15 protein-coding genes are annotated in these 17,693 nt (G+C 39.0%); 12 read left to right on the plus strand and 3 right to left on the minus strand.

Annotated features, from left to right (window positions below):
- From AWW68_RS00350 to AWW68_RS00385, 8 genes are read left to right on the plus strand one after another with little or no spacing between them, the layout of a single operon-like run.
- Positions 1-1,824 (plus strand): efflux RND transporter periplasmic adaptor subunit, encoded by a 1,824-nt coding sequence (locus AWW68_RS00350; protein ID WP_068215414.1) that lies wholly within the window; start codon positions 1-3, stop codon positions 1,822-1,824.
- 29 nt (positions 1,825-1,853) lie between these two features.
- Entirely contained in the window at positions 1,854-2,426 is a 573-nt protein-coding gene (locus tag AWW68_RS00355; protein WP_068215416.1) for a DUF3347 domain-containing protein, read from the plus strand.
- 2 nt (positions 2,427-2,428) lie between these two features.
- On the plus strand, positions 2,429-2,872 hold the full coding sequence (locus AWW68_RS00360) for a heme-binding domain-containing protein (protein WP_068215421.1): 444 nt from the start codon (positions 2,429-2,431) through the stop codon (positions 2,870-2,872).
- Positions 2,873-2,890: 18 nt separating this feature from the next.
- Complete coding sequence (locus AWW68_RS00365) at positions 2,891-3,385, plus strand: YybH family protein (protein ID WP_068215423.1); 495 nt, start codon at positions 2,891-2,893, stop codon at positions 3,383-3,385.
- 8 nt (positions 3,386-3,393) lie between these two features.
- A complete protein-coding gene (locus tag AWW68_RS00370; protein ID WP_068215424.1) occupies positions 3,394-4,080 on the plus strand; it encodes a hypothetical protein in 687 nt (228 codons plus the stop codon).
- 10 nt (positions 4,081-4,090) lie between these two features.
- Entirely contained in the window at positions 4,091-4,678 is a 588-nt protein-coding gene (locus AWW68_RS00375; RefSeq protein WP_089082255.1) for a DUF2911 domain-containing protein, read from the plus strand.
- Between the two features lie 10 nt (positions 4,679-4,688).
- On the plus strand, positions 4,689-5,909 hold the full coding sequence (locus AWW68_RS00380; RefSeq protein WP_068215426.1) for a permease: 1,221 nt from the start codon (positions 4,689-4,691) through the stop codon (positions 5,907-5,909).
- Positions 5,910-5,914: 5 nt separating this feature from the next.
- Positions 5,915-7,924, plus strand: a complete 2,010-nt coding sequence (locus AWW68_RS00385; protein ID WP_068215427.1) for a copper-translocating P-type ATPase — start codon at positions 5,915-5,917, stop codon at positions 7,922-7,924.
- 397 nt (positions 7,925-8,321) lie between these two features.
- Here the strand turns inward: AWW68_RS00385 and AWW68_RS00390 are convergent, their stop codons facing one another.
- Positions 8,322-9,428, minus strand: coding sequence for a Fic family protein (locus AWW68_RS00390; protein ID WP_068215429.1), 1,107 nt, complete (start codon positions 9,426-9,428; stop codon positions 8,322-8,324).
- A 218-nt stretch (positions 9,429-9,646) separates the two neighbouring features.
- On the opposite strand from AWW68_RS00390, the gene AWW68_RS00395 reads away from it, so the two are divergent.
- From AWW68_RS00395 to AWW68_RS00405, 3 genes are all read left to right on the plus strand, one after another.
- Positions 9,647-10,009 carry a hypothetical protein gene (locus AWW68_RS00395; RefSeq protein ID WP_068215431.1) on the plus strand — a complete coding sequence of 121 codons (363 nt, stop codon included), beginning with the start codon at positions 9,647-9,649 and terminating at the stop codon, positions 10,007-10,009.
- Between the two features lie 53 nt (positions 10,010-10,062).
- Positions 10,063-10,410, plus strand: coding sequence for a hypothetical protein (locus AWW68_RS00400; protein WP_068215433.1), 348 nt, complete (start codon positions 10,063-10,065; stop codon positions 10,408-10,410).
- Between the two features lie 77 nt (positions 10,411-10,487).
- Complete coding sequence (locus AWW68_RS00405; RefSeq protein ID WP_068215435.1) at positions 10,488-11,291, plus strand: hypothetical protein; 804 nt, start codon at positions 10,488-10,490, stop codon at positions 11,289-11,291.
- Between the two features lies 1 nt (position 11,292).
- Here the strand turns inward: AWW68_RS00405 and AWW68_RS00410 are convergent, their stop codons facing one another.
- Together AWW68_RS00410 and AWW68_RS00415 are read right to left on the minus strand one after the other, a co-directional pair.
- Positions 11,293-12,630: a tyrosine-type recombinase/integrase gene (locus AWW68_RS00410; RefSeq protein WP_084375521.1), complete on the minus strand. Its 1,338-nt coding sequence runs from the start codon at positions 12,628-12,630 to the stop codon at positions 11,293-11,295.
- A 318-nt stretch (positions 12,631-12,948) separates the two neighbouring features.
- Complete coding sequence (locus tag AWW68_RS00415; RefSeq protein WP_068215439.1) at positions 12,949-14,991, minus strand: LVIVD repeat-containing protein; 2,043 nt, start codon at positions 14,989-14,991, stop codon at positions 12,949-12,951.
- 511 nt (positions 14,992-15,502) lie between these two features.
- Between AWW68_RS00415 and AWW68_RS00420 the strand changes: the two genes are divergently transcribed.
- Positions 15,503-17,692, plus strand: a complete 2,190-nt coding sequence (locus AWW68_RS00420) for a LysM peptidoglycan-binding domain-containing protein (protein WP_221405957.1) — start codon at positions 15,503-15,505, stop codon at positions 17,690-17,692.
- Position 17,693 lies beyond the last annotated feature (1 nt).

Consider the following 17,693-nt stretch of genomic DNA (forward strand, 5'->3'; position numbering starts at 1 on the left):
ATGAAAATATCTGTTCAAAAATTAATAGTAATAGGCCTTGTGATTCTGAGTGCGGGGCTATTAATCGGGTGGTTTATTTTTAGCGGAAGTACTTCTGTTAAAAATCTTTCGGCTGATGATCATTCCCATACTGAGGTTATTAATGGGGAAACCGTTTGGACATGCTCCATGCACCCTCAAATAAGACAGGGTGAGTCTGGCCAGTGCCCAATATGTGGGATGGACCTTATTCCACTTGAAGAGGACGAGGGTGATGGGATTGATCCAATGGCCATATCGATGTCACCAACCGCAATGCAGCTTGCCAGTGTCGCCACAGCCCAAGCAGGAAGTTTAAGGCCTGTCAAGAATATCCAATTAAATGGGAAAGTTCAAGAAGATGAACGACTGGTTTATTCTCAAACCTCTCATTTCCCAGGTCGGATTGAAAAACTGATGGTCAATTTTACAGGAGAATATGTGAAAAAAGGCCAACCTATTGCTTACCTCTATTCCCCTGAATTGGTCACAGCACAAGAAGAACTTTTTGAGGCCTATAAGATCAGAGAGAAACAACCCAATCTATATAAGGCTGCTCGTGAAAAGCTGAAAAACTGGAAACTTGAAGAAGCCCAAATAGATGCAGTGATTAATACTGGCGAGGCCAAGGATGAATTTCCTATTAATGCCGATCATTCAGGGTATGTCATTGCAAAAAATATCAACCTCGGAGATCATGTGAAGGCTGGGCAGGCCATCTACGAGATTGCTGACCTGTCTCAGGTATGGATACTATTTGATGTTTACGAAAGTGACCTCCCTTGGGTTAGCAAAGGAGATTCTGTCTATTTCACAGTGGCCTCACTTCCTGGAAAAACCTATGAAGGAAAACTGGATTTTATCGACCCTGTTATTAATCCTCAAACCCGAGTAGCACAGGCTCGTGTAGTAGTCAAAAATATTGACAAAAACCTAAAGCCTGAAATGTTTGCATCTGGGCTTATTAAAGCCGAGTTAGAAAAGCGCAAAGATCAGCTTATCATACCTGAATCATCAGTGCTATGGACAGGTAAACGCTCAGTGGTTTACGTTAAAACATCAGAAGGTAAAGGGCTTCATTTTAAGATGCGAGAGGTCGTCTTGGGTCCATCTTTAGAAGATTCTTACATCGTGGAAAGTGGCTTAATGGCAGGAGAAGAGATTGCCGTTAGTGGAGCATTCTCAATTGATGCGGCTGCTCAGCTTTCTGGTAAGCCTTCAATGATGGCTCCCGAAGGTGGAGCCGCAATGATAGGTCATAATCATGGAGAATTGAACCAAAGTTCATCGCAGATGGATCACTCTAAACCTCTAATGAGTGAGCAATTAAAGGTCAATAAATTTGATCAGACCTATGCCAGCGATCCGAAGTTTCAAGGCCAATTGCAAGCCGTCTTCAATGCCTATTTACCTGTAAAAGATGCACTCATCCAAAGTGATGCAAAAACAGCGAGTCAAGAAGCAGAGAATCTCCAAGCCACAATTGACAAGGTAAATATGAAGTTCGTCAAAGGAGAAGGACATATCGAATGGATGAAAGATCTGGAAGTGCTCCAGGAAGCTACAGAAGGCATAGTTCGTGAATCGGATATTGAAAAGGCTCGAATGATGCTCTCCCCATTGAGTGACCAACTCTATCATTCACTAAAGAAATTTAAAGTGAAAATTGAAGGGTATCGCCAATTCTGCCCAATGGCAAAAAACAATCAAGGAGCATTTTGGCTGAGCAATTCAGAAAAAATAATGAACCCCTATTTCGGTGACGCGATGCTTACATGTGGAGAAGTAACCGAAGACCTTAATTAAACAAAACATAAAATTTAACCTTTAGAAAAATGAAAAGAGTACTATTCGCAATGGGATTTGCGGCCCTAATCGTGAGCTGTGGATCAACAAAAAAAGATGAAACAACATCCGAAAAGAAGGCTGAACCAGTAGCTAAATCTAGCAAAGCGGCTGCCGTTGAAAATCCGAATGGAAACGCATTAACCCCAGTACTTGATGCCTACCTGGATGTAAAAGATGCATTGGTTAATGATAATCAGGAAGGTGCTGCCAAAGCAGGTGGAACATTAGCAGTAGCTTTAGGATCACTTGATTTATCAGCATTTCCGGCTGGTCAGCAGAAAGAACTGAAAGATATTGTTGAAGTGGCGAAAAACCACGGTGAGCATATTTCTGAGAGCGAGATCGGACATCAGAGAGAACATTTTGAAGCTTTGAGCAAGGATATTAAGGATCTGGCCGGAATTATAGGCACGGATCGTACGCTTTATCACCAGTTTTGCCCCATGTATGACGGCAACAAAGGTGGTATGTGGCTTAGTGCGAATGAGGAAGTCCGAAATCCACTTTTTGGTTCGTCAATGCTTAAATGTGGACGGGTCGAAGAAGTGATTAAGTTATAATTATGCTCAAAAAGACGCTTTTAGTCATTTTAGTTGTGGGTATTGGGATTCAATTCGTCCCAGTACCCACTAATCAGAATGATGAAGTTCTTAAAACCGATTTCTTTCAACACATTGAGGCTCCGATCAATATCCAGACGATGGTTGAATCCTCTTGCTATGATTGTCATAGCAACAACACAAATTATCCATGGTACGGTCGTGTACGTCCATTCGTTTGGTTTCTCCAAAAGCACATCCGAGAAGGAAAAGATGACTTGAATTTTTCAACCTTTCAGGAATACTCAGGGCGTATGCAGAGAGAGAAAATTCGCTCTGTGATATCTCAGTTGAGAGATGGTAAAATGCCTCTGGAAGAATATCTCTGGATGCATTCTGAGGCCAAATTGTCACTAGCAGAAACTGCGCGGCTAATTGATTTTTTTGAAAATCTCAATACCCAATAATTAAAACAACCTTACGCCATGAAAAAGATATTATACCTACTAACCATTATAGCCCTTACCTCTTGTTCAACTTCAAGTTTAGAGACAAAAGATGAGGCGAAGAACGAAGTAATTGTTGATCAGGTAGCAGAAGAAAGCGCTGTTAAAAAAGTGATGAAGACCTACAAGGAAACGCTTGAAAGCCTCGATGTAACCAAGTCCTATGCACTTTTTACTGAAAACTCGGAAGTACTAGAGCAAGGTAAAATTGAAGGTACCTATCGTGATTATATTGCAAATCACATCGGCCCGGAATTAGGACACTTCGAATCCTTTACATTCAGCGATTATGAGATCAGTGTTATCGTGGACATGCCGTATGCATTCACCACTGAATCGTATATCTACAACATTGTCCTAAAGGAAGAAGCTAGAAAAGTTGAAAGAAAAGCAACTGCAACGTCCGTGCTAAAAAAGATCGATGGCAACTGGAAAATCATTAAAACGCACAGTTCTTCAAGAGCTATGAATTAAATTTTCCAATGAGAAAAAACAATCAATACTATATTAGGAAGACACATCGATGGTTGGGTGTAATCATTGGCATTCAATTCATGTTTTGGACGATAAGTGGACTTTACTTTAGTTGGACAGACATAGACAAAATCCATGGTGATCATTTTTTGGAACCCGTTAGTGAGTCGGTAAAATTAGAAGCACTCAACATTCCTGACTCACTAATGGTGAGTGAACTGGCTCTCCGAATGATTGATGGCAAAGCTTACTTATGGGTAAATGATTCCTTACTCATCAACTCAGAGACTGGAATACAAAAACAAGGTGTTACAAAAAATGAAGCAGAACGAATTGCAAGAAAATTTGTGAGGGATGATTTTGAAATCGTATCAAGCTCACTGCTCACTGAAGTTAATGCTCACCATGAATACAGGGGAAGACCATTACCAGCCTGGGCGGTAAAATTTGATAGTTCTGATAAGCTGATAGCATATATATCAGAACGTGATGGTAGCTTCCAACGCGTAAGGCATCAATCTTGGCGTTATTTCGATTTCCTATGGATGTCTCATACCATGGATTATCAGGGAAGGGATGACTTCAATAACCTTCTACTACGGGCATTTTCATTGTTCGGGTTATTCACCGTAGCATCTGGATTTACCCTATTCTTTATCACTACAAGAAGGAAAAGAAGAAGACTTAGAACCTAATATTAAAACTATGAAATACATATATGCAATCATGCTAGCCTTGCTTTTGACCGCTTGTTCTGCTTCTGGCGATAAGCAAACAGAAGAGAAGTCAGACGAAGTAGATCATTCCGCTCATATGGCTGAAGGCAAAGAGCAACCAAAGTCAAAAAGTCCAGCCAGTCAAGCAATGAGCATTATCGGTGAAAACCATGTACACATAGAATATCATTCGCCAAGCAAAAGAGACCGTCAAATATTTGGCGGACTAGTTGCCTATGGAGAGGTATGGGTCACAGGAGCGCACAATGCTACATCTATCCGCTTTTCAAAGGATGTGGAAATAGGTGGAATTGAAATCCCTGAAGGCAAGTACGCATTGTTCACTATTCCTAGAGAGGACGAATGGACTGTCATTATTAACAAAAATTGGGATCAACACTTAGTTGATGAATATAATGAAGCAGAAGATATAGTCAGACTCAAGGTCACTCCTGAAAAACTCGAAGAACCAGTAGAATCTCTGACCTATGAAGTGATAGCCGAAGATGCTAAAACAGGAACAATTGTCATTTCATGGGATGATGTGAGTGTCTCTTTTACTGTCAAAAACGCATAAGGAAACGGCTATGATTGAATTCTTGAATCAATGGAGCGAAGCTGCTTATACCTCTACTGGTTTTTTTTGGATGGCCTTATGGGCCTTTATTCTAGGTTATGCTGTTAGCGGCATGATCCAAATTTTTGTGACCCAGAAACGAATGCAGCAAACAATGGGAGACGAGGGGTGGAAAAGCATTTCTCTGGGTACGTTTTTTGGATTTATCTCTAGTTCTTGCAGTTTTTCAGCATTAGCAACCACCAAGTCTCTTTTTCAAAAAGGTGCAAGTTTTGTTTCATCCATTGCATTCATGCTTGCATCTACCAATCTGGTGGTGGAGTTGGGAATTATCATTTCTATCTTCCTTGGGTGGCAATTTGTAGTCGGTGAATATGTTGGGGGCTTAATGCTCATATTCTTTAGCTGGCTACTCATAAAAATAATTAGACCTAGAAAACTTATAGAGCAAGCAAGGAAGAATCTAGGAGAAGCAAGCTCTGATGAGGAATCAGACGAAAGTTTTTCAGATAAAATCAAATCTTATCAAAGTTGGGCGAAAGTGGGTAAGCAATATGCTATGGAATGGAAGATGGTATGGAAGGACGTTACGATTGGTTTTACTATAGCAGGGATTACATCAGCGTTTGTCCCAGATTCCTTTTTTCAAACTCTATTTATCAATTCAGGAACAGATGTAGAATCCTTTACCTTCTTAGAGCTATTAGAGCATGTCATAGTGGGGCCTGTCGCTGCCTTTTTAACCTTTATCGGTTCTATGGGTAATATTCCATTAGCGGCTCTCTTATTTACCAAAGGTGTAAGCTTTGCAGGGGTCATGGCATTCATTTTTAGTGACTTAGTGGTGTTTCCAGTACTGAGAATAAATGCCAAATACTATGGATGGAAAATGTCATTATTTATACTGTTCCTCCTCTTCACCTCTCTGATCGGTACGGCACTAAGTCTTCACTATGGATTAGACCTATTGGGGATGTTACCTGATGCTTCTTCGGTGAGTATTACTCAAAAAGAACACTTTAAGATTGATTATACTTTCTGGTTGAATATCGCCTTTATAGTCATTTCAGGCATTCTAATCTATTTCGGATTTTTTAAAGGAAAAGATGTGAAACACCATCGTGAAATGGCTCCAAAGAGTCCTTTACTTGAAGCCATATTGAAATACATAGCGATTGCCTGCTATCTGTGGCTCTCAACTGGTTTGATTTTAAAATTCATAATTCTATAATTCTCATGGATCATCACAAACATTCAGAAAATCACCATAATCATAGTAATCATTCGGGTGGTCATCACGACCATCATGCCCACATGATCGAGGATTTTAAAAAGCGTTTCTACATCAATACTGCGTTTTCTATCCCTGTATTAGCTTTCTCAGAAATGATCCAAGGCTTCCTCGGCTTTTCATTTAGCTTTCCCGGTATAGGATACGTGGCTGCTGCGTTAGCCACTTTCATCTTCATCTATGGGGGTTGGCCGTTTCTAAAGGGCTTGAAAGACGAGCTTTCAGAAGGTGGTCCAGGCATGATGACACTGATTGCCATAGCGATAACAGTAGCTTGGGCATATAGCAGTGCTGTTGTATTGGGGCTGGACGGAAAGGTGTTCTATTGGGAGTTGGTGACTTTAATAGACATCATGCTCTTAGGCCATTGGCTAGAGATGCGATCCATTATGGGCGCATCAAAGGCCTTAGAGAAATTAGCAGAATTAATGCCTTCTGAGGCGCACAAAGTAGATGGTGATGACATTCATGACGTTAAGATCAGTGAGCTTAAGAAAGGCGATATTATCCTTATCAAGCCAGGTGAGAAAGTACCTGCAGATGGTAAGATTGTAGAAGGTGATAGTGATCTGAATGAAAGTGCATTGACTGGTGAGAGTAAGCCAGTAGAGAAAACTAAAGGTGATGAAGTCATTGGAGGGGCGATCAATGGTGATGGAAGTATAAAAGTCGAAGTGAAATCTTCTGGTGAAGATAGCTATCTCAATAAGGTTATCAAGCTGGTAGAGGAGGCACAACAGACTAAGTCTAAGACTCAGAACCTCGCCAACAAAGCGGCTGGCTGGTTGGCTTATATTGCTATTGGAGTCGGTCTTATCACATTTATCGCCTGGGCCTTTTTTAGTTCTCAGGGGATGGACTTTGCCCTAGAGCGAATGGTAACGGTGATGATTATTACTTGCCCGCATGCTCTGGGTTTAGCCGTGCCATTGGTTGTCGCCATATCAACTGCCTTGTCAGCCAAGAATGGATTGCTCATAAGAAACCGTACAGCGTTTGAAAACAGTCGAAAAATTTCTGCTATTGTATTCGATAAAACAGGTACACTCACAGAAGGTAACTTTGGTGTGAACCGTATCGAATCTCTTGATGACAGTTCGGTAGATCAATTATTGGCTTTGGCCGGAGCGGTTGAGCAAAGCTCAGAACACCCTATTGCGAGGGGTATAGTGAATGAAGCCAAAAAGCGTGATCTTAAATTTCCTTCAGCTTCTGATTTTAGCTCTACCAAAGGTAAAGGAGTAAGCGCAAAAGTAGATGGTTCCCAGTATCAGATTGTAAGCCCTGGTTATCTCAAAGAAGAAGGAATTGACCCACCGGAAGGAGCTAATACTGACAAAGCTGAAACGGTGGTCTTCATTTTGAAGGAAGGCAAATTGATCGGGTTCATTGCTTTATCAGATCAAATCAGAGGTGAAAGTAAGGATGCTATTTCTACTTTGAAGGATAAAGGAATTAAGGTGCTCATGGCCACTGGTGATAATGAACAAACCGCCAAAGCGGTGGCAGACGAACTCAAACTGGATGGTTACTACAGCCATGTGCTACCGCATGAGAAGTCTGAACTGATTGAGAAGCTTCAAGGTGAGGGAGAGTTTGTAGCTATGACTGGAGACGGTGTGAATGATGCTCCCGCATTGGCCAAAGCAGACATTGGAATTGCAGTCGGTTCAGGAACGGATGTAGCTGCTGAAACAGCCGATATTATTTTGACCGAGAGTAGCCCATCTGATATAGCCAATTTGATCTTGTTCGGAAGAGCAACTTATAAGAAAATGGTGCAAAATCTGGTTTGGGCGACTGGTTATAATGTTGTGGCGATACCACTTGCTGCAGGAGTCTTGTTTTATCAAGGCATCATGATCAACCCAGCAATCGGTGCCGCATTGATGAGCTTAAGTACCATTGTCTGTGCGGCTAATGCACAGCTATTGAGATTGAACTTAAAGAATTGATCTTAGTTTTATAATAAGTATATGAAATATTAAGCTGTGTGAATAAGGAATAATAAGAAAAGGGAATCTCTCGGGGCATGCTTTAATAGAATTATAAAGCGATATTAGTCATACTCGATCAATTCGCCTTAGAAGAAGGGTATTTCTTATAGCTATGTCGTTGCAACAAAAACAACACTCTTAATAAACAAAGAAAGCTATATATACTACCAGTGGCTAGGTTCTCAAATTCAGGCTGTGCAAAATAGATCTCTTACCCTTACTTTAAAGTGCTGACTTGTTGAAGAACGATAGTCAAGAAATCGATACACACGTAAAAAATCTCAATTAATACCGTATTCAGCTATCGAAGAATGGAACTTCTTTTAAGAAAAGAAATTAAGCTGGCACCTTTATTTTACGCCTTGAAGTTCAAATGATAACGTGTGCCTTTGAGCTCTCCTGTTTTAGTAAAGGCTCCAATCTCAACTAACCGTGTTAAATCACGAGTGGCTGTGGCACTTGGAGCACCCGAGATAGTTTGGTAATTCTTGGCACTTAACCCGCCATCAAACCCTTTGATCCCTTCTTGAAAGATTCTTTCAATGACTTTGGCTTGGCGTTCATTAATTTGATCTTCAAATCGTTTATAAAACTTACCTTTTTCGATCACAAAATTAATTGTCTTTTGAGTGAAGCTTTGAGCTTTCAATACCATTTCACAGAAATAAGCAATCCAGTCTGATATCTTTAAATCTCTATTGTTCTTTTCAAGTGCCTCATAATAGTCTTTTTTATGATCTTGTATGGTATGCGAAAGAGCAATCAATGTTGGCTTTCCCAAACTTTGAGACAGTGATTTTTCTGAAATCGCTCTACCTATACGTCCATTACCATCTTCAAAAGGATGTATAGATTCAAAATATATGTGAGCAATAGCAGAACGAATGAGGAGAGGTAATTCATTAGCATTGCCCTTATTGGTGCTATTAAACCAATTGATATAGTTCGTCATTTGTTTAGATACGTCCTTTGAGGGTGGGGCTTCAAAATGAATAATCGACCGACCTATTGGGCCTGATACAATTTGCATGGGATCGTCATGGGTTCGATATCGCCCAATATCTTGCAGGTCTCTCCTCCCATTTGTGAGCATTTTATGCCAGAGGCAAAGACCATTTTGATCTAAAGGAGTTTTATAATTCCGATAAAGATCAACCATCATTTCGGCAATACCTTGTTCTGCTGGTTGCACTCTACGATGATCAACCTGTAAACCTAATTGCCGTCTGATAGAGGAATGAATAGAATCTCTATTCAGAATTTCACCCTCAATTTCTGAGGTCTTATAGGCTTCATCACTGATTAGATTGACTTTTAAAGCCTCTTGCTCACCTTCATCAACATGTTGAAGGCTACCGTATAGCACTCCTGCATTTTCGAAGAATTTGAGTTCATATTCTTTGAAATCATCCTCGTTATAAATGAATTGAGGCCAATTCTTATTTTGCCAATTCCAAGTCATGATTTATATCTCCACCTTTATTAATCACTAAATGGCTTAATAGTGATCTATAAATATACCATATATAAATCATTATACCATTATTAATTGATCTATAAAATGATTACTTATAGATCAACGATTAAGAAACACTCAATAAATAGGTTTGTTAAACTAAACAGAAGTGCTTATTCTATTTTAAGTCAGCTAGAAATCAACGGCCTCTAATAGGAGACGCAATGTACCAAATTGATGACTATCAAGTTCTTTTTGACAGTGTGATAATCTACGAAGCTCCTGGAAGAGTGTTAGATTACATATTATATAATGAAGACCTGATTCTGGTTTATGATGTGAAAGATGTTTTCGATAATTACGAGAAAGCTATTGGACTTGAAATCAGAAACCACAATGTTTTAAGAGTTAGTAGTTCTGGTAAAGAAATTTGGAAGATAAGCGATTGTGAAAAAGCTTATGGATTTTGGGCCATCTACATTAAGAACAAAAAATTCTATGCTGCAGGATTCGATGACAGAAAACACATTTTCGATCCTGAAACGGGAAAAACACTAGGTTGGGGCTATCCTTCAGAAAACAACTGAATGAACTCCTAAAAGAAAAACCAAAAAAAGAAAAAGCCTTTGGAGGCAATTAGATGTTCAAAATTGATGGAAATTCTATTATCTCAAATAACTCAGTCATCTACGAAGCACCTGGAGAAATAATCTATGGTCATGAACATGATGAAGGGTTTATTTTCATCTATGACGGAGAAGGAAAAATTGAGGAACTTGGATGGGCAAAAGGCATGAAGCTACAAGAAGACAACATTCTTAAAGTAGATACCCATGGGAATGTAATATGGAGAATAAGCGGTTATAGAGCTTCAGGTTTTCATGCCCTGTATCTTGAAGATGGAAATTATTGGGCATCAGGGTATAATGAGAGAGAATATAGGTTTGATCCTAAAACAGGAGAACTACTTGGTTGGACATACCCTTAGGTCGAAAAATCGTCAACTAAATGTAAAAGAGCCAAAAGAGTGAAATTCAACTCATACAAAAAGCGAAATGAGCGCATATGGTATTCTCAATCAAGGATGGAAAACTCCAAATTGGTGGCCATGATGTAAAGTCCGTTGAGGAATCAGGAGTTAAATATCACAAAGTTTCTAGGGATGAGGCTCTCATCACTGAACTCAAAAGAGATCATGAAATACCAGAAGATCATTTAAATGCACTACTTGATATACCAGAAGAAAGCCGCAACACGGCATGGGAATTTAGTTTCCTAAAAACATTGCCGAAAGTAAAATTCAATCCTAATAGGATTTTTGGATGCAATAATAACCACTATCAAGTTTTGGAGTTACTTCCCAAAAATGATCAATCAATTTCAGAGGTTGAGTTTATAAAAATCATCAATCATGCTTTTGAAAACGAACTAGGGCTCGCAATATTAAGACCTGACGACAACAATAATAAGCCTCCTGAAGCTACAGTCCGTTTCGGTGCAGTATGGGCGTATAAAGAGTTTTCAGAGCTTGGTGGTGCTCCAAACACAATTCAGGAATATTTGGATGCACTATCCGTAAAGCCTGAGAGCCCATTTGAAGCAGAGAAATCAAATAGTGATAAGATTTCGATTGGTGAACCTAATCCTAAGTTTTTCCCAGAGTATGTTAAATCTCTTGTTGTAAAATTCATTAAGGAATTCGTGCCTGAGGCACAACCTAATTTTGGTCTTTTATCCCAAGAGCGTTTTATAGCACCTTACAGTATCCTCGTAGATTTAAACACAGAGTGCCCAGATGACATTATGAATAAGTTACGATATGAACTTACATGGTTCATGCCACCATATTTACCTATCACCTTAAGATAGGCTAGGGCTGTTTATCTCCGGTTATCCAGGCATTCATCTCATCAAGTAGTTTAAACTGCATGCTTTGTTGATAGTGCTTTTCTGTTGTCTCTACATTGGCATGACCTAGACCTTTAGAGATTTTACGAATATCAATACCCATGCTTAGCCCCATATTCGTCCAAGTATCTCTTGCGGTGTATGTGGTTATATTCTTCTCAATTTCCAGCTTAGAGGCTATTTCATTGAAATGATCATTAAACCATTTGGTTTTTTGCTTTCTTACTCGAAAAATACGTTCCTCAATTGTGTCTAATGAGATGATAGGAAATAAATACTCATCTCCCTTTTTCTTACCCTTATAGAACTTGATGATTTCAAGGTTTTCTTCATTTTGAAGAATTGAGAAATGATCTCCTTCTTCTTCTGTCTTTTTTCTAGTGTAGTTGAAGCGCTCTCCATCGAATGATTTTACTTTTGCCAGTGCCAGATCAGCGAAGTTCATACCCATGTTATTGAACATGAAAAGAAAGTAATTGATCACATGGTATTTCGGGTTTGCTTTATCAAACTCATGTCTAAGCTTTCTGATCTTATCAATTTCGCTTCTGGTCAAGACCACAGGTTTATTCGGGACACTAACTTTTTTAATACCTTCAAAAGGCTTGTGGCCCTTAAGCTCATCATAGGAATCAACGGCATCACTAATGATTGACTGAAGACTTCTTAGATGAATAAACACAGTGTTTTTCGAGTTAAACCGAGAGCTCATATAGGCTTCTAACTTTTTGGCAAAACTCTTATCAATAGCCTTTATTGGTTTGTCGTAGATACTGTATTCACTCAACACCTCATATTTTTCGTCCTTCTCATTCCATGAAAAGAGTGTTTTGATGATAACTGTATCCTTCTTTCTTTTTGCCTTCATGCCATGTTTCACAACAATCTTAAGAGCATCTTCATAGGAAGATATGGTGGAGTATTTTCCCTTCATACGAAATCGTGTGAATAGATCAGCCGCATGTTCGAATAGATTGAGTTCGGATTGCTTCTTGAAGAATTTACGCTCTATTTGATCTTTGAGCTTAGTAATATCCCAAAGCTTTATTTCAGCCTTATTCTCATCGAGCCATAAATCAATATCACTATAAGCTTTCTGGATACGTTTTGAGTTTCGAACAGCATTGACTACACCTTTTATCTCTCTTTTGTCAGGATTAAACTGGGATTCCAAGACATAGATATCAAAGGGGATATCTCTTGTTTTACGCTTGTGAGATATTCTCAAAACCAAAGGACACCTCCCGTCTTTGTGACGATGATCCTCTCTTTTGTCCAAGGTTACTTTTACTTTGGCCATAGATACTCCTTTCTATTTTCGGCGTGCTTTCGGCGTGCTTTTTTGAGTTTCATCGCCTTTCACTGGGATCAAATAAAAAGAAAAAAGCCTTATTTACCGCAAATAAGGCCATATTGATTACAATGAAACTCAACTGATACTGATTGTGGTTCAGGAGGTCGTGGGTTCGAGTCCCATCTTCCACCCTTTAAAAAGCTCTTCATTTGAAGGGCTTTTTTTATGTCCTTTGGAGGCTAGTTGTTTTGCCTCTAAAGTGCTCCTAGAATAAAAAAGCCAGTTACGAGTGCAACCGGCTTTATACCATCTTTATACTTTAGCTTACTGATTTCTCAGCAAAAGCTTTACTCCTCCAATACCGTTTGCAATAAGAATTACATTATCTGTAACGTCTACCAGGTTGGCACTACCATCATACTTATATTGACCGTAGTACTTTAAGCTTCTCCTTCTTAACAAGATTAAACCTGACTGACCATTTGCCAAATAAATGAAATCTTCATCAACCGCTACTCCATTGGCAAGCCCTGGACCATCATAGTTGTACGTCCCCACTACTTCGTTAGTGGCTAGACTAACTATCACTAGACCATTTTCACCTAAAGTAACGTAGGCCTTATTGTCATAAACCGCTATTACATTCTTTCCATCAACCGGCATTGCTGAAGCTCCAAGGTCTATGGTAGTCACACCACTATTTCCTTCAATAATTAACGATGCATTTCCATTGCCGCCTACTAGTTTGTATTTGACTCCATCAACTACCTCCACATACTTGGCGTAATTCTCTCCCTCAGAAGCAGTAATTGACCCCGACTGTAAATTCACTTCGAAGAATCCACCTCCCGAAGCTCCCGAGGCAAAGAGCAATGTATTGTTATCAATTTTATCTACACTATTGCCGCTGAAACTTGGCATAGGTATTTCTTGCCAATCAATTGAATTTTCTAATTGATCGCCACTTACAACATCTACTACATAGAGCAAGGCACCATTGGTAGAATTTGCCGTATAACCAGACTCTTCTTTACTGCGTTGACCTGCCAACACCAACTGATCGTCATAAATATTTAAGGCATTAAACTCTCGAGATTCACTGGTATAATTTACCGTGAACGAAGGAGCATTTACATTTGCCAAATTGAGCACATCAATAGCACCCGCATACTGATTTCCGTTTAAGTGATAGCTAATGAATGCTAGACCATCGGCATAAGTAACATCAGTCGCACTCAAATTAACTCCCTTTACTTGCGGCACACTGATATCTGCCACTAAAGTATATTCTGGCTCAGCAAGTACACCAGCGGTTCCTGGGTTACAAGCTGTTGGTGCCAAGTAGATATCTTGATTCAATGTTACGGCTGACTCAATCTGACCAGTATTTACTTCAATTCCATTAGCATCGTTAAAGTCTATTCTATTTTTGAGGCGTCCTCCACCGTTTATTGTAGTTCTATTTGCCACATCTACTCTAGCGAAACCTGCATTGGACCCTTCAATGATATTGTTTAGCATTAAGTCTGTGGTTTTAATGTAAGCCGACTCTGCCATTGTAATTACTCCACCACCATTTACGGTAAGTGTGTTACCAACCTCTATGTAACCGCTAGTTTCAATATCCTTATTCACTGTAAAGTTCCTTTGGATTATCACCTTACAGTCATTCACAAACTCAGCGCCTCCATTTATAGTTAGGTCGCCATTTACAGTCAAAGAAGCATAATTGTAAAAGTCTTTGTTTACCTGTAGGCTGTTATTGATAATAAGTGCACCATGGTTAGAGAAAGAACCATTCCCATTAATATTTATCTGGTTCAGCTGAATATCTCCGTAGTTCTCCATATCTCCGGAAACATTCAGATTACTCGTGTTAAAATTATGGCTGTGATTAATAACCAAGAATTGATTATTAATATTGAGGTTATTTATACTGAAACTACCGCTTTCAGCAATCACTAACGTTCCTTTATTACCGTTGATATTGCTTAAGTTGGCCGTACCATAAACAACCAGAGTCCCTCCTTTCATATTGATGTTACCAGAGAGTGTAACACCAGCATCAACACAAACTACTTCATTCTTATCAATAGTAGTTCCATTAGTATTAGATGATATAGTTCTATCACAGTCGTAATCCTGATTTGCAGCACTAGCAAAAGCATAATTGCCATTGACAAACCCTCCTACAGAAGCGCCATCTCCGTTAGCAATGTTGATTTTCTCATTGAGCAAAACAATTCTATTGCTTTCTACAGCCTCTCCTACCTTAATCTCCTCACCTACGTTGATATCATCTTCAGGCGAATCGCACCCCACTATACCAACAAACACTAAAACAGCAGCTATAATCTTTTTATTCATATGTCTAATTCAATGATTTTAAGTGTACATAAATCACACCATGTCACCCAACGCTGGCAATCAAGGGTTTAGTTCAGCAACTCCTCCCAATTTGAGACTAAAGTATTAAATGTGAGACGTGAATCTAACCAATAAAGCGGTATATTCTTTCTTAGTAATTGGGGCAAAAAGCCCCTTCAAACACAATTTAAAGTCATTTATTCGTTACCCAAACCAAAGAAGAATTCTGTTAGAGCATAAATTTTGCTTTTTACAGCTTTCTTACTTTTTACAGCTTGGCTTTTCATATTTTCGGACAGAAATGAGGCGATGTAGCCTTCTGCAAAAAGTACTCTTGGGAGAATTTTCAAGTTTTTTGAACAAAGGTGTATTCAAACACATTGAAAAACTAAGCGTATATTTATAATTATTCAGATATTCCGAAACCTAGTTTTTATTGAATAGAAAGACGTTTTTTTTAACACTGCTACTTGCCTCCTCATTTCAATTCGTTTTGGGGCAGACAGATTCTGTGCGCCTTGTTCACAAAGTAGAGCTAGGTGAAAACCTATACCGTATTTCATTAAAATACGATATACCAGTTTCCAAACTAAGGGAATTAAATAACCTCAATTCAAACGCTATTCGTACGGGACAAAATCTTTTTGTTGGCTACAAGCTAAACGAAGAAATGAATACCCCTCTACCAAACAAAGTCCCAGATTACCTTCAGAGACTAGAGCGAATGGTAGAAAATGCAGAAGCACTTTACTATGAATCCGTTGTGCGCCTTCCAAAGAAAACGGATACCACAGGCTTTGAGAGTGTAGCCCGTGTTTTTGAAGGGAACTATACAAAAACTTCCAAATACGAGCTAATTAAGCAGTTTAATGACAGCCGCGCATCTGCCTTGAAAAGTGATATAGGTCTTGGGTTCTACTCAGCATACACTTACAACTTTAGGCCTGGGGTGTTCGATGGCGAAGACTTATTCTTTAGAAACAGAGCTAGTATTGGTTTAGACTGGAGACTTTTGGGAAGTGGCTTAAGAGCCAATAAGGATGCTGTTAAGCAAATTGAAATTGAGAACGAACTCAATGAGCTACTGCAGCAGAAAGATGCCAAATCTAGCAATTACGTTTATACATTCAACTACATTATTTACCTCTTCAACAAAGCTCAGATTGTCCATTTAGAACGAAGGAAACAACTCATAGATAACTTTCTAGATCTTGCTTCCGACCTGTATTTAGTAAGAGCCATGCCGTGGGAAAGAATACTGGAGCTAAAGAGCAAGAGGGCAAGCCTTGAAAGTATGCTGAAGAACCTGAACAACTACAATCAGGGTTTTGATAGTGCTTATGTAGAGCTCAACTTCGACAGAAGTTTAAATGCCAATTACTTACCTGTTATGGAAATTGACCCTAGCAAGGTGTTCTCTGGAGTATCGATGGATAGTCTACAAGACAGAACTCTTGAGCTGGAACAACAAAGACTAGAATTAAACTACAGAAAGAACAAAGACTTTAACCTAAGAACATATGCTAGGTATAACTTATTCGACTCTGACGATGCAACCATAAGAACTTTCGGTTCGGTTGGCGCCACATTTACCGCTCCTTTATTCAAGGAAAAAAGAAGAGAGGAACTGCAAGAAAAGGAGCTAGCTGTGATTAAATCTGAAATGCAAGAACAGGTGACTACTATTAATAATGAGCTAATGAATCATTATTATGAGTACGAATACACACTAAAACAATACATTGACTTTTTAGGAAAAAAGGAGCTAGCACAAGAAAAACTGAGGCGAGAGCTCACCAAAGACTACCTAAACGACCCCAACTTCACCCCATTAAACACTGTCACTTATCTAGATGAGCTCTACGCCATAGATTACGAGCTACTAGATTTAAAGCAAAAACTCTATTTAAAGCTACTTAAAATATACTCACTTTTAGATGCAACCGATATTAGAGACATCTCTGAGCCAATTCAATTCAGTCATTTATTCGATAAAATGGCCGGCAATAGAGCCGTTTATGTATGGTCGGAAAGCCTGCAGAATTATGAGACCGAATTTCTGATTAAGTATGCGTTGAATAATGAATTCGACCGCCTATTCCTTTCTCAAGGTCAATTAAGTAATGAAGTAGTGCTACAGGCCGTCAAGAATTACCAAAGAGAAGGAGCTTCTGTATATCGTTTAGTTGGCAAAAATTCCCTAGCGGAGAATCCAGACCCTGACGGTGTAAAAGAACTAGCAGAGACCATTATTCTCCAAGGTTTCGATGGAGTCCAATTTGATATTGAACCACACACTTTCAATGATTGGGACAGTCAAAAAGACGTTTACTTGAATAATATAATTCAGGTTCTACAGACCTTCGAACAAGCCGCAGACGGGTATTTGAAGGTTTCAATTTCACTTCCTGTATTCTACCCAGAAGACTTTCTTAGCAAATTGGAACCTCTGGTAGATGAAGTTGTTCTAATGGCTTATGAGCGTAAAAACTTAGAGTCAATCGTAAATGCAATTCAGGAAGAAGTAAAAATTCTTGGGCCAAAACTAAGCTTAGCCTTAAGAACCCAAGAGTTTAATGACCGTTTGGAATTAGAAGACTTCTTAAATGAAGTAATTAATGGAACAGGAATAAATAATGTAGTAGTACATGATTTGAATTCACTGATTAAACTAGATCAAAAAACTATTCTCGGTAAATAAT

This window comes from Roseivirga spongicola, from assembly GCF_001592965.1.
GTDB lineage: Bacteria > Bacteroidota > Bacteroidia > Cytophagales > Cyclobacteriaceae > Roseivirga > Roseivirga spongicola.